We start from the raw sequence: 14218 nt of genomic DNA, 5'->3' as shown, positions 1-14218 counted from the left end.
TAATTAAGGTGTTGGAACAGTTGGTGAATAGTTCGTTTTTCGACCATAAAGTTCTTGTGTCGCCGCCGAGATATACGCAGATGAATCTTTTCCTGGGAGGTTATACATTAGATAAATACCATATTGCTCCGCTTTTGTACGTTTAGCATATTGCGCAGCTAGATTTTGATTGACACCAACTTCAACGGCAGAAGCACCTAAACGAGAAGCAGGCATCCCCGCAATTTGTGGCGGATTCCAGGTACTATAATAAGGGTTCCAAGCATAATCAATTAAAGAACTCATTTGAGGATTAGCTGAAGAGTTCGCAGCCGCTGGTCCAATATTATAAAAAGTAATTAATTTATCATTGCCTAAGCGATTTCTTAAGGCTTGAAGTAACCAAATGAACGAAGAATTATTTGGTTGAGACGTCCCATTTTTTCCGTATTCAGCATACTCATCATCAAAATCAATACCATCTAAATGATACGTATTAACGACTTGTTCTAATTGAGCTGCAAAGGCATCCGCACTTTCGTAAGTTGGGAAATTAGCAAAGCCAGCACCTTCATGGTTGCCTAAAATAGACAATAGGACTTTAGTGCCGCGTGCTTGAACTGGACGAATTTGTGTTTCAGCTTCGTTTAAAGTTTGTTGGACCCGTTCATTTAGATATAAGTAAGGTTTTTTATTGACCGTGTCATAATTAATATTGGCTGCAAAAATAATCCCCATATCAAAAGCAGGTTGATTGGTTCCAGCTAAAGTATATTTTCCCACATTGTTAAAATCGTGGTTATTTACTTCTACATACATGACTGTTTTAGGTGTAACAGTTGATGCTGCTTGTACTTCAAATGCAGGTAGTGCAAACAGTAACCCACCGACTAAAAGTATCAAACTTAAAAAAGTTGAAATAATCCCTGTTTTCTTGTTAAAAAAATGAGTGCTCAATTGATGCCCCATAACTTTCTCCTCCTATAAAATAAATATTATTTGTAAGCGCTAACAAAGATATGTTATCATTTTTATAATTTAAACACAAGAAGAAGAGAACAAAAGTGAGCAAATCCACAGAATATAAAAGCGTCCTTCGCAAAATGGTCTTGCGAAGGACGCTCTTTTACCAATCAAAGAGTAAGGCATAGCCTAAAGAAAACAGCTCTCGACCAAAATTTTTGATATCTTTTGGAAAAGAAGAAGCCGCAGTGATGCCTGAAACATTTGAGATGCCTGCTCGCTTGGCTAAAAGTTGCGAGCGGTACATGTGAAAGTCACTAGTAACAATCACTAGCCGTTTAAAATAAAGGAGTTTTTGTGAATTGACAATATTTTCTTTGGTGCGTGTGGCACGATTTTCTAAGAGAATCTGTTTTTCTGGAACACCTTTATTTAGCAAGTATTGTTTCATAACCGCGGCTTCCGTAGCCGGCTCATTTGCTCCTTGCCCTCCGCTAACAATAACGGGTGTCTCGGGGTGTTGTTTAATATAGGGGATAGCCACATCTAACCGAGCTTGCAAAACACGGCTGGGCAGTGCGGTTTCTTTAGACGTCCCTAAAACACGGGCCCCTAAAATTAAAATAGCATCTGGTTTATCGGTGGGTTGCGTATTTTTGCCAGTAAAAATAAGTAGACCTAAAATCAAAAGAATACAAAAGCCAAAACTGACAATGGATAAACTTGTTATTTTTAACCAATGCATGAAACATCCCTCCTTGTAATGTTAGTGTATACGAAGTACCATAGAAAAAGCGATAGAAAACAAAAGACTTATAAAAAAATCTATGTTTTAATAGAAACTTTTGAAGAGAGGGAGCGAGTGAATGCGTACAGAAGAAGAAATGTTTCAACTTATTATGGATGTAGCAAAACAAGAAGAACACATTCGAGCTGTGGGAATGGTGGGGTCTCGCACGAATGTGAAAGCGCCAAAAGATAGTTTTCAAGATTTCGACATTGTTTATATTGTAGAACCATGTGCTGAGTTTTTTGAAACAGCAACGTGGATAGCAAAATTTGGACAACCATTAATTATGCAACGTCCCAAGGAAATGACCTTATTTCCCACAGAACCGAAGACGCGGGAAACATTTTTAATGTTATTTGAAGATGGTCAACGTATCGATTTAACGTTGTGTCCTCTCGCAGAAAAAGACAATTGGCATGAAGGCGATTCTTTAGCAATTATCTTGTTAGACAAAGATGAAAATTTGTCACCTTTACCTGTAGCATCTGATAAAAATTATACAGTAACAGTTCCGAATCAGCAGCAATTTAACGATTGTTGCAATGAATTTTGGTGGGTTAGTACGTATGTAGTTAAGGGGCTTTGTCGGAATGAACTATTTTACGCTGTCACACATCTCTATGAATATTGTCAGCAGGAACTGTTGCGCTTGCTTTCTTGGCAAGCGGCTTGGCAGGAACCGGAGCCAATTTCTGTTGGGAAACAATTTAAGTATCTGAAAAATTATGTCACTCCTGACACGATGGATCAATTAGCATCGTTGCTGGATTTTTCTAGTAAAGAAGCTTGTTGGAACAGCTTAATAAAGACACAAGCCTTTTTTGACGTCGTCGCTCAGGATTTTGCTAAAATGGCCCAGTTTACGTATCATTTACAAGAAGCAAAAAAAGTCACAGAGTATACAAATTCTTTAAGATTAAAGGATTTACAAGGAAAATAAGCTGAAAACAACGTAAAAATAGTGTATAATTGAAAAAATTAATCTGCGAGAGAAAGGGAACCTTTTTTGATTGTAGATCACCGCAGCTGTTTGTTGCCTAGTCTCTAAGAAATAAACCTAAAATTATTGATATAAAGGATGAACAAATGAAAAAAGAAGAAATGCAAATGCGTAATACACGTCGTCAAAAATCAGGAAAAAATAATAAAAAGAAAGTAATTATTACTTCTTTGGTTGGACTAGCTCTGGTTGCTGGGGGCAGCTATGTTTATTTTCAAAGTCACTTTTTACCAACCACAAAAGTAAATGGAGTTTCTGTAGGCTGGTTAAATGTAAATGCCGCGGAAGAAAAATTAGCGCAAGTTAATCAAACCGAAGAAGTTGTGGTTCAAACGGGTGCAAAAGAAGAAAAAATTCAACTTCCTAAAAAATACCAATTGGATCAAAAATTTTTAAAAGACCATTTACACAGTAGCAAGGTGAAGCTACCGTTAAACGAGGCATTCAAAAAAGAACTAGAAGCCAAATTAGCGATTTTAAGTTTTCCAGAGGGGAAACCAAGCAAAAATGCGAGTATTCGTCGAGGCAATGGCACTTTTGAAATTGTTCCCGAAGAACAAGGCACAGTAGTGGACACACAGCGCTTAAATCAGCAGATTATTGCGGATGTTGAAGCGGGAAAAGGCAACTATCAATACAATGCCAAAGATTTTTATAAAGCCCCTGAAATTACAAAAGAGGATCAAACGTTAAAGGCAACATTGACAACGCTCAATAACAAGTTAAATAAAACAATTACAGTTGATATTAATGGTGAAAAAGTAGCCTTTGATAAAACACAAATTCAAAACGTGCTGAATGATGATGGCACAATCAACAAAGAAAAACTAACTACTTGGGTGACACAATTAGAAACAACATATGGTTCTGCTAATCAACCAGTTTTATTTACAGATGTTCACGGTACGACACGTCGTTTTAAAAACAACGGAAGTTATGGCTGGTCGATTGATGGGGCCAAAACGCAAGAACTACTAGTAAACGCGCTGAATAGCCAAGAACAAACGAATGCAATCACTGCTCCGTTGGTTGGCGATACCAAAGAAAATAGTAAAATAGCCAATAATTACATTGAAATTGATTTAAAAGATCAAAAAATGTATTGTTTCATTGATGGCAAAAAAATAGTCACCACAGATGTCATTACTGGCAGATATAACAAAGGAACCGCAACAGTACCAGGATTCCATACAATTTTATATCGGACAACCGATGTGAATTTAGAAGGTCAAATGCTCGATGGTTCTCGATACAGTGTGCCAGTAAAATATTGGATGCCGTTATTAAGTCAAGGGGGCGTTGTCACACAAATTGGGATTCATGACTCCGACCATAAATTGGATAAGTATGGCGATAAAGAAGCCTTTAAAACCGATGCTGGTAGTAATGGCTGTATCAATACGCCAGGAACAGAAGTTTCAAAAATCTTTGATGTATCCTATGACGGAATGCCGGTAATTATTTATGGACATATCTATGATGATGCACCAGGTGAATTTGATAAACCTGTAGATTACGGCGAAGAAGTATAAATGATTATTTACAGCACCAAAAGGGCAAATGAGCAGTCTTTTTGGTGCTGTTTTAGTTGAATAGATAATTTATAAATGGACAAGCAAGGAGCAAAACCATGGCAGAAAGAATTTTATTAGTAGATGATGAACAAGAAATAGCTGATTTGCTGGAAGTATATTTAACGAGTGACGGTTATGAAGTAGAAAAATTTTATCGAGGGAAACCTGCTCTGGAATCAATGGCAAATAATCAGTTCGATTTAGCGGTACTTGATGTAATGTTACCAGATATTGATGGCTTTCAAATGGTTAAAAAAGCACGGGAAAAATATTTTTTCCCTATTATTCTTTTAACCGCTAAAATTGAGGACATTGATAAAATTACTGGGCTAACTTTAGGCGCTGATGATTATATTACAAAGCCATTTAATCCATTGGAAGTAGTCGCACGTATTAAAACACAACTAAGACGTTTTCGTAAATATAATTCACAGGCGAGTCTACAACAAGAAACAGAAGGAACAGAAATAGATATTCATGGTTTGGTGATAAATAAAATACATCATACAAGTAAACTATACGGGGAGGATATATTTTTAACGCCATTAGAATTTTCAATTCTTTGGTATTTAGCAGAACGTCAGGGAGAAGTAGTCCCAGCAGAGATATTGTTTGAAGAAATCTGGGGTGAAAAATATTTGGAAAACAATGGAAATACCGTGATGGCACATATTGGCCGTTTAAGGGAAAAATTAAAAGAACCACCAAGGAAGCCAAAGTTTATTAAAACTGTTTGGGGAGTGGGGTATAAAATTGACTGAAAAGAAAAAAACAGGAAAACAGCAATTTAAAGAACGAATGATTAAACAACTACTAACAAAGTTTTTGTTTTTTAGTTTGGGAATATTGGCGTTATCAGCAGTCTTGTATTTTTTTAGTAATTTTTTGTTTGGATTACGTAGATGGGGCATGGAAGATCCACTCTACCTTTTAGCCAAAGGAATTGAGGAGAACTACGTTTATTTAATTAGCTTAGTAATTCTAGGTGGTTCAGTAATCATTCTTTTTCGGATATGGTTGCAAAGCATCAATCAATTAACAGAAGTATTGGAGGCAACAGGGAAACTCTATCAGAATTCCGAAGAACCGATAGCCTTGTCAGCAAATTTAATGGAGTTTGACAAAGAGTTGAATCAAATCCGTCAAGAAGTTAACTTACGCCAGCAACAAGCGAAGGAAGCTGAGCAAAGAAAGAATGATTTGATTGTTTATTTAGCACATGATTTAAAAACGCCTTTAACATCAGTCATTGGTTATTTAACACTTCTTCATGATGAACTGGAAATTTCGACGCAATTACGAGAAAAATATTTAGCTATTTCATTAGAAAAAGCAGAGCATTTAGAAGAGTTGATTAATGAATTTTTTGAAATAGCTCGATTTAATCTCTCGAATATTGAATTAGAACCAACGAGTGTTCGCTTGGATCGTATGTTAAATCAAGTAAGTTATGAATTTTTACCTATGTTGAAACAAAAACAGTTAACTATTGAAACAGATTTTACTGAGGCTTTGTCTATTCATCTTGATGTCGATAAAATGCAAAGAGTTTTTGATAACTTAGTTCAAAATGCCATTAACTACAGCTATGCAGGAACAACCATCTCTCTTTCCACTAAAGTTGATAATGAAAATCAACGAGTAAATATTTATTTTACAAATCATGGCCCTACTGTTCCACCAGAAAAATTAGCCCGAATTTTTGAACAATTTTTCCGATTAGATACTGCCCGTCAAACAAACCGAGGAGGTGCAGGACTAGGTTTAGCGGTTGCTAAAAAAATTGTGGAGCTGCATGGCGGGGTGCTTTCAGCTGAAAGCGAAAATGAAAAAACTACCTTTATGATTTCTTTATCGATTTTGTAAGAAAATCGTTAGAAATTCTTGCGAAAAAAAAGAAGGCTCCTTTTTACTAGCTTGCTATACTAATTTTGTTAAGTAAGTAAAGAGGAGAGAAATAAAAATGAAATTTAAAGTTACAATTGGTGTCGCTATTTTAGGGCTTTTTATTGTGGGCATGGCTGTTAAACAAGTTGCTGAGAAAAAAATAGTTTCAATAGGAAATGAGCAAGCCCTCAGTTTAGAGGAAGAGGAAAAAATGAGTTCTCCTGAAGAAGGCGATCAATCATGGAAATTATTATTAGTAAATCAAACGCATCAGATTCCTGAAGATTATCAAATCCAATTAAAAAAATTACCTAACAAACAGGCAGTGGATAAACGAATTTATCCAGCTTTGAACAGGATGTTTAAAGATGCCAAAAGACAAGGCTTCTATCTTGAAGTCACTTCTAGTTATCGAACAAATGAAGAGCAAAAAGAAATTATGGCAGAAAAAGTACAGGCTTTTCAAGATCAAGGATTCAGCGAACAAGAAGCGATTGAAACAGCTGAAAGTTGGGTAGCAGTGCCGAGAACTAGTGAACATGAAGTAGGTTTAGCAGTGGATATAAATGCGCAAAGTAAGCGATCTACTGACGAAGAAGTCTACGCTTGGTTGGCAAAGAACGCCTATAAATATGGATTTATTCTTCGTTATCCTTCAGACAAAGTGGAAATTACGGGTGTTAGTTATGAACCTTGGCATTATCGATATGTGGGTAAAAAAGCAGCACTAGAGATTCAAAAAGCGAGTCTAACGTTAGAAGAATACTTAGCAGAAAATAATAATTAATTGTTTATCAATAAAGCTATCTTAGCTTTTACTGAACATAGGCTATTTTTTATTGACAAGCGTCATAACCCGCTCTATGATACAAACAGAACAAGCAATTTAAATTGGGGGAACGAAGATGCCATTTGTACATGTAGAATTAATTGAAGGCCGCACAGAAGAACAGTTAACTAATATGGTCAAAGATATTACAGAAGCTGTGTCAAAAAACGCTGGTGCACCAAAAGAGAATATCCATGTGATTGTCAATGAATTGAAAAAAGACCGCTATGCACAAGGCGGCGAATGGAAAAAATAAGTTTTCAGAGAATTTCTGTTGAATCACTTGCTTTTTCTGAAAATAAGTGGTTAAATAAGTGCATAAATGATTGATGAGAAAGACAACTGAACTTGCCCGCGATCTATTAGAGAGGAAAATCTTGGCTGAAAATTTTCCAGATTGGCACAAGGGATGACCACTTTCGAAACCTTTGTTGAAACAAAGGCGGTCGCACCGTTAACACGCTAGAGGAACACAGATTATTTGTGTTCAAAATTAGGTGGAACCACGATATTTTCGTCCTAGTATTCGTTAGAATACTAGGACTTTTTGTTTTTTAACAAGGGGAACAGGTGGCTGTTTCGTTTCATTGTGAAAAACAGGAACACAATGAAACGCTTCAAATCAAAAAAATTAAAAGGAGAGAATATTATTATGTCTATTCACATTACTTTTCCAGATGGCGCTGTTAAACCGTTTGATTCTGGGATTACAACATTTGATGTTGCTAAAAGTATTAGCAACAGTTTAGCCAAAAAAGCTTTAGCTGGTAAATTCAATGGTGTTTTAATCGATTTAGATCGTCCTATCGTAGAAGATGGTTCGCTTGAAATCGTGACACCTGATCATGAAGATGCTTTAGGAATTTTACGTCATTCATCAGCTCATTTAATGGCTAATGCCTTACGTCGTCTTTTCCCTAACATTAAATTTGGCGTAGGTCCTGCGATTGATTCTGGGTTCTATTATGATACAGATAATGGAGAATCCCCTGTGACAGCGGAAGATTTACCTGCAATTGAAGCCGAAATGATGAAAATTGTGAAGGAAAATAACCCAATCGTTCGTAAAGAAATCTCACGTGCAGAAGCGTTAGAATTATTTGCTGATGATCCTTACAAAGTTGAATTAATTACAGATTTACCAGAAGATGAAATCATCACTGTCTATGATCAAGGCGATTTTGTTGATTTATGTCGTGGTGTTCACGTCCCTTCAACAGGACGGATTCAAGTCTTTAAATTACTTTCAGTAGCTGGTGCTTATTGGCGCGGAAACTCTGACAATCACATGATGCAACGGATTTATGGCACTGCCTTTTTCGATAAAAAAGATTTAAAAGAATTTATCAAAATGCGCGAGGAAGCCAAAGAACGTGACCACCGTAAATTAGGAAAAGAATTAGATTTATTTATGGTTTCACAAGAAGTTGGTTCAGGGTTACCTTTCTGGTTACCAAAAGGCGCAACCATTCGTCGTACAATTGAACGTTATATTGTGGACAAAGAAATTAGCTTAGGTTACCAACATGTGTATACACCAATTATGGCAGATGTGGAATTATACAAAACATCTGGTCACTGGGATCATTACCATGAAGATATGTTCCCACCAATGGATATGGGCGATGGTGAAATGCTGGTATTACGTCCAATGAACTGTCCACACCATATGATGGTTTATAAAAATGACATTCATAGTTACCGCGAATTGCCAATTCGAATCGCTGAATTAGGGATGATGCACCGCTATGAAAAATCTGGCGCATTATCAGGGTTACAACGTGTTCGTGAAATGACTTTAAACGATGGCCATACTTTTGTTCGTCCTGACCAAATTAAAGACGAATTTAAACGTACTTTGGAGTTAATGGTGGCAGTCTATGCTGACTTTAACATTACGGATTATCGTTTCCGCTTAAGCTATCGTGATCCAAATAATACAGACAAATATTTTGATGATGATGCGATGTGGGCAAAAGCGCAAGCGATGTTAAAAGCTGCCATGGATGAATTAGAATTAGATTACTTTGAAGCAGAAGGCGAAGCTGCCTTTTACGGTCCGAAGTTAGATGTTCAAGTAAAAACAGCTTTAGGAATGGAAGAAACATTATCAACCATCCAATTAGACTTCTTATTACCAGAACGTTTTGACTTAACTTATGTTGGCGAAGATGGTGAAAATACACATCGCCCAGTTGTTATCCACCGTGGTATTGTCTCAACAATGGAACGATTTGTGGCTTACTTAACAGAAGTTTACAAAGGCGCTTTCCCTACTTGGTTAGCACCAATTCAAGCAACTATTATCCCAGTTTCTGTAGAAGCGCATTCTGAGTATGCTTATGAAATCAAAGAACGTTTACAAGCACAAGGCTTACGTGTTGAAGTCGATGATCGTAACGAAAAAATGGGCTACAAAATTCGGGCCTCTCAAACACAAAAAGTACCTTATCAATTAGTGGTCGGGGACAAAGAAATGGAAGATGCAACGGTGAACGTCCGTCGTTATGGAAGCAAAGAAACGTCTGTCGAAGATTTATCAATTTTCATTGACAGCATGGCTGCTGAAGTTCACAATTACAGCCGTTAAAAAAAGAGAAAAAGTCAAAAGGACTTCTGAATTCAGAAGTCCTTTTGACTTTTTTCAAAAACAAAATAATTAAATATTTCCTTAGAGCTGGGAATAATCCTGATTTTTTGACTATTTTTTGTTACAATGAGAATGCGAAACTTTTTAGTGAAGGGACTAGAGGTATGAAGAAAAACTCATTTATAGATAAAATAAAAAAAACAGATGCCGCAGCAAAGAGTCAACGAGGTAGAAAGCCACATATTCCTTTTCGATTGAACTTATTATTTTTTGTGATATTCACTTTATTTGTTTCATTAATTGTTCGTTTAGGGTATTTACAGATTGTAGAAGGAGAAGAGTTTAACAAAAAAATTACTGCCAATTCTTCACTACAAATCACGACACCATCCCCTCGAGGACAAATTTATGATTCACAAGGAAAAGTCTTGGTTTCTAACAAAGCCAATTTAGCAATCACTTACACACGAGGAAAAAATATTGAAGGAAAAGATATTTTACCGATTGCGAATAAAGTCAACGAACTTATTAACGTTCCAGTTGATCCAAACTTAACGGATCGTGACAAAAAAGATTATTGGTTAGCGAATCCTGAAAATTTAAAAGCAGCCCAATCCCGTTTAACCGATCAAGATAAAGAAGATGAAAAAGGCAACAAAATTACGGACGAAGGCACATTATATGCCAAAGCAGTTGAAAAAGTCACCCCTGAAGAAATTGCGTTTGATGACCGAACCTTACAAGCAGTAACGATTTTTAAACGAATGAATGCAGCGTCACAAATGAACACGGTCTTCATCAAGAATGAAGGGGTAACAGAAGGTGAAATTGCGACAATTGGTGAACACACAGCGGAAATATCAGGTGTTTCAACAGGGACTGATTGGACGCGTGATTATTCTCAAAGTGGTGCATTACGTAGCCTGTTGGGTACCGTTTCAACTGAAAAACAAGGATTGCCAGCCGAAGAAGTCGATGAATATTTGAAAAAAGGCTATGCACGAAATGACCGTGTTGGAACTAGCTATTTAGAAAAACAATATGAAGACGTTCTACAAGGTAAAAAAGCAAAATCAGAAGTCGTTTTAGACAATAACGGAAAGATTGTTTCACAAACCCCAATTTCCAAAGGGGAAAAAGGCTCCAACTTAAAATTAACGATTGATTCAAATTTCCAAAACAAAGTTGATGAAATTTTACAACGAAACTATTCACAAATAGTCAAAACCATTGGACCATACTCAGAAAATGCATATGTCGTTGCTATGAACCCTCAAACAGGTGCTATTTTAGCGATGTCCGGATTTCATCATGATTTAGCAACTGGAGAAGTCACACCTAATCCTTTAGCACCTATTTTGAATTCTGAAGTTCCTGGATCAGTTGTGAAAGCAGGTACTTTAACAGCCGGTTATGAAACAGGCGTCATTAAAGGCAATGATGTTTTAACAGATGAAGCTATTTTACTAGCAGGTAGTAATCCAAAAGCTTCTTGGTGGAATGCTTCTGGCGGAACAACCATGCAATTAACTGCGGAGCAAGCGTTAGAATATTCTTCGAATGCTTATATGATGAAATTAGTCTTTAAAATGATGGGTGTGAATTATTATCCCAATATGATTTTCCCTTATGAAGTAGGAGATGACACTGTCTTTAAAGAATTAAGAAAAGCTTTTGCAGAATATGGTATGGGAACGAAAACTGGAATTGATATACCAGGAGAAACAACAGGAATTCAAAACAAGGACTTTAAGGATTCGTCATCTGCGCCACAAGGCGGTAATCTTCTTGACCTATCTTTTGGACAATATGATACCTATAGCGCCTTACAATTAGCACAGTACGTTTCCACTGTCGCAAATAATGGCATCCGCGTGCAACCCCATGTGGTAGAAGGAATCTATGGCAATGATGAAAATGGAGCTTTAGGAAAAATTTTAAAAGAAATTGAACCAAAAGTTTTGAATAAGGTGAATATTTCTGAAGACCAGATAGGAATTCTTCAACAAGGTTTCTATAATGTAGTAAATGGAACTAGTCCTTTTACAACTGCACGTGGTTTAAAATCAGACAAGTTTTCGATTGCTGCTAAAACAGGGACCGCCGAAACGCAAGCAACAGATGCTAATGGAGTAAACCATACAACGGTTAATAGTAACTTGGTGGCTTATGCGCCGTACGAAAATCCTGAAATTGCAATTAGCGTTGTTTTACCACACTTAAATGATGAATCTTCCAAACCAAATCAAACGATTGCCAAAGAAGTTTTAGAAGCGTATATGGAAATGTACAAAAAATAAAATTTGTAAAGTAGAACTACTTTACAAATTTGCCCAAAAGGGTAGTCAAATGACAAAAAAAATGGTATGATATTCAAGTCTAAGAAATCTCTTGGAAAGATCAATTATTAGTAGGAGGGGAAAACATGCGCGTAAACATCACTTTAGAGTGTACTTCTTGTAAAGAACGTAACTACTTAACAAATAAAAATAAACGTAATAATCCTGATCGTTTAGAAAAACAAAAATATTGCCCACGTGAAAGAAAAGTTACTTTACACCGTGAAACTAAATAATTTAGTTAGATAGAGCCTAGAATCCTTGTTGTGTAAGGGTCTAGGCTTTTTATCTATTGATTCATTACATGTTCATTTGTAGATGGAATGTAGAGGGAGGATTACCCAAGTTTGGCTGAAGGGGACGGTCTCGAAAACCGTTAGGCGAGTAACATCGTGCAAGGGTTCGAATCCCTTATCCTCCGTACCGAGAAGCAGTTGAGTTATTAGTTGCAAATAAAACGACAGAGACGTACACTTAAAGTAGAAAAATACTTAAGAAGAGGTGTCTATTATGTCAAACTATGAAGAAAAAGAAGCGCAAGCATTAGCAAAAATTGCAGACATTTTGAATAAATTGGATGCAAGTTTAGAAGAGTTGGACTCGCTAGATGAGGATACAAAAAAACATAGTATGAAGAAATGGATTGTTGAAAAAAAAGCCATTCATGAGATTAAAAAAATTGCACACGAAGCTGGTAAGTATGACAAGTATGATGAAAAAGAATTAGAAAAAGAAATGGGTCTGTTGGAAAAGTTTATGTAAAAAAGCGCTAGCTTTTGTTCAACAGTTATTTAATTTTGAGTCTAGAATTAATCGTTTTGATTTTTTCTAGGCTTATTTTTATGAAGTAAGCAAATCGTATCGGGAGAGGTATTGAATTAAGAAATAAAGCATGTATTGATTCAGAAAAAAAGTTGTAGTAAAATGTTCGTCACAACTACTTTTCTTATGATTTTATAGAAGGAAAAGTTGGAATAATGAATTGAGAAGAGTCGATTTTTAGGAGATGATTTTAGGTGACTTTTTATCAATTATTGCAGTTAGATCCATTTATTTTAAAACAAAAAATTCATCAAGCGGATACTAAAAAACAGCGGAGATATTTTTGGCGCGCCTTGTTAATAAGGGATATCTTATTAGTTTCGTTTGCGATTTTATGGGTGTCGACGATTACTTTTTTCTTTGGAAAAGCTGTAGCGCCTTTTTCAATTGTATTATTTTGTTTGCTGTTGAGTATCCGTTTCGTCTCATATGGCTACAGGGAAAAACAGGCCTTGCTTAGTTTAGGAATCGTGTTAACAATTCTAGGTGTTAGTCCATTAATTTCACTGATTTCTGTATCATTTTTACAATTGGGCCTTCATTTTATCTGCTTGCTGGCATTGTTTTTCTTAACTGGTAAAAACCCTAAAATGGGTAATCCTGGCTTGTATACGTTCTCCTACTTATATTTAGTTGGCACGGTTCACTATCAATCGTTTCAGCAATTAGAACAAACTTTCTTTGTATTAGTGTTTGCTTATCTACTTTTAGCTTTTGTTTATCATGTGAAACATAAAAAATTGGATCAAGAGATTACTTTTATACAGATGGTTACAGAAAATGGTTTTTTTAATCAAAGAAATATTTGGTTTAGTTATTACGCTTTAGGCATTAGCTTATTACTTTTTATAGGAACGCACCTTCAGATTGACCGCTTTATGTGGGCAACATTTGCTAGTTCGTCATTATTTTCTGGGTATGATACGTTTAAATTGTCTGAACGAGCAAAAGAACGAATAATAGGGGTCGTTATTGGTTCTCTAGTATCGGCTATCTTGTTATTTTATATACCAACGAACCTACTTGGTATTTTAGGAGGACTTTGTTTAGGCTTATGCACATCTTATAAAAGTAAAACGATTTTTAATTGTGTTGGTGCTATCATGGCAGCTTCTATGATATTTGGGCTAGAAACAAGTCTTTACTTAAGAATTTTGTTAAATATGTTGGGGCTAGCTTACGGTTTGCTTTATCATTTTGTCTTTGTAAAAACTATGTCCTATTGCAATCGCAAGGAGTGGCTGAAATTGTCTGAATAAAAGGAGCCTAACATTCTTTCTTGAAAGAATGTTAGGCTCCTTAGACATTTTTGTTTATATTCCATATTATCAAATTATATGCATGCTGTTAATCAATGCCCAACTGCTATATCAAATGTCGCAATTTTTGCTGAGCCAGTAGGTACAAGGTCTAGTTCCACTTCGTCAAACCTATTGCCATCAACT

13 protein-coding genes and 1 tRNA gene are annotated in these 14218 nt (G+C 36.0%); 12 read left to right on the top strand and 2 right to left on the bottom strand.

Going from position 1 to position 14218, the window contains the following annotated elements; all coding sequences use genetic code 11:
* Positions 1-3: 3 nt before the first annotated feature.
* A complete protein-coding gene (locus IGL56_RS10865) occupies positions 4-948 on the bottom strand; it encodes an endo-beta-N-acetylglucosaminidase (RefSeq protein ID WP_002392342.1) in 945 nt (314 codons plus the stop codon).
* Positions 949-1105: 157 nt separating this feature from the next.
* Entirely contained in the window at positions 1106-1687 is a 582-nt protein-coding gene (locus tag IGL56_RS10860; RefSeq protein WP_002356308.1) for a YdcF family protein, read from the bottom strand.
* Positions 1688-1808: 121 nt separating this feature from the next.
* On the opposite strand from IGL56_RS10860, the gene IGL56_RS10855 reads away from it, so the two are divergent.
* The 12 genes from IGL56_RS10855 to IGL56_RS10800 all read left to right on the top strand — a co-directional run bounded on the left by IGL56_RS10855 (position 1809) and on the right by IGL56_RS10800 (position 14032).
* On the top strand, positions 1809-2672 hold the full coding sequence (locus IGL56_RS10855; protein ID WP_010816042.1) for an aminoglycoside 6-adenylyltransferase: 864 nt from the start codon (positions 1809-1811) through the stop codon (positions 2670-2672).
* 146 nt (positions 2673-2818) lie between these two features.
* Positions 2819-4264, top strand: coding sequence for a L,D-transpeptidase family protein (locus IGL56_RS10850; RefSeq protein WP_002392341.1), 1446 nt, complete (start codon positions 2819-2821; stop codon positions 4262-4264).
* Between the two features lie 98 nt (positions 4265-4362).
* Entirely contained in the window at positions 4363-5067 is a 705-nt protein-coding gene (vanR, locus tag IGL56_RS10845) for a VanR-ABDEGLN family response regulator transcription factor (protein ID WP_002356311.1), read from the top strand.
* On the top strand, positions 5060-6172 hold the full coding sequence (locus IGL56_RS10840) for a sensor histidine kinase (RefSeq protein WP_002365141.1): 1113 nt from the start codon (positions 5060-5062) through the stop codon (positions 6170-6172). The genes vanR and IGL56_RS10840 overlap by 8 nt, the downstream gene beginning before the upstream one ends.
* A gap of 97 nt (positions 6173-6269) precedes the next feature.
* On the top strand, positions 6270-6980 hold the full coding sequence (locus IGL56_RS10835) for a M15 family metallopeptidase (protein ID WP_002356314.1): 711 nt from the start codon (positions 6270-6272) through the stop codon (positions 6978-6980).
* Positions 6981-7098: 118 nt separating this feature from the next.
* Positions 7099-7278, top strand: a complete 180-nt coding sequence (locus IGL56_RS10830) for a 2-hydroxymuconate tautomerase (RefSeq protein ID WP_002356318.1) — start codon at positions 7099-7101, stop codon at positions 7276-7278.
* A 396-nt stretch (positions 7279-7674) separates the two neighbouring features.
* The gene (thrS, locus tag IGL56_RS10825; protein WP_429861307.1) at positions 7675-9612 is read left to right on the top strand and encodes a threonine--tRNA ligase; all 1938 of its coding nucleotides are present in this window, start codon (positions 7675-7677) and stop codon (positions 9610-9612) included.
* A 164-nt stretch (positions 9613-9776) separates the two neighbouring features.
* A complete protein-coding gene (locus IGL56_RS10820; protein ID WP_010816041.1) occupies positions 9777-11912 on the top strand; it encodes a peptidoglycan D,D-transpeptidase FtsI family protein in 2136 nt (711 codons plus the stop codon).
* Between the two features lie 125 nt (positions 11913-12037).
* Positions 12038-12187 carry a 50S ribosomal protein L33 gene (gene rpmG, locus IGL56_RS10815; RefSeq protein ID WP_002356321.1) on the top strand — a complete coding sequence of 50 codons (150 nt, stop codon included), beginning with the start codon at positions 12038-12040 and terminating at the stop codon, positions 12185-12187.
* Between the two features lie 95 nt (positions 12188-12282).
* A tRNA-Ser gene (locus tag IGL56_RS10810) sits at positions 12283-12372 on the top strand.
* A gap of 89 nt (positions 12373-12461) precedes the next feature.
* Positions 12462-12713, top strand: coding sequence for a hypothetical protein (locus IGL56_RS10805; RefSeq protein WP_010816040.1), 252 nt, complete (start codon positions 12462-12464; stop codon positions 12711-12713).
* Positions 12714-12967: 254 nt separating this feature from the next.
* Positions 12968-14032: an FUSC family protein gene (locus tag IGL56_RS10800; RefSeq protein ID WP_065813791.1), complete on the top strand. Its 1065-nt coding sequence runs from the start codon at positions 12968-12970 to the stop codon at positions 14030-14032.
* Positions 14033-14218 lie beyond the last annotated feature (186 nt).

This window comes from Enterococcus sp. DIV1316a, assembly GCF_050536915.1.
GTDB lineage: Bacteria > Bacillota > Bacilli > Lactobacillales > Enterococcaceae > Enterococcus > Enterococcus faecalis.
The sequence above is the reverse complement of the archived record's forward strand: the minus strand, read 5'-3'. Positions and strand labels throughout refer to the sequence as shown.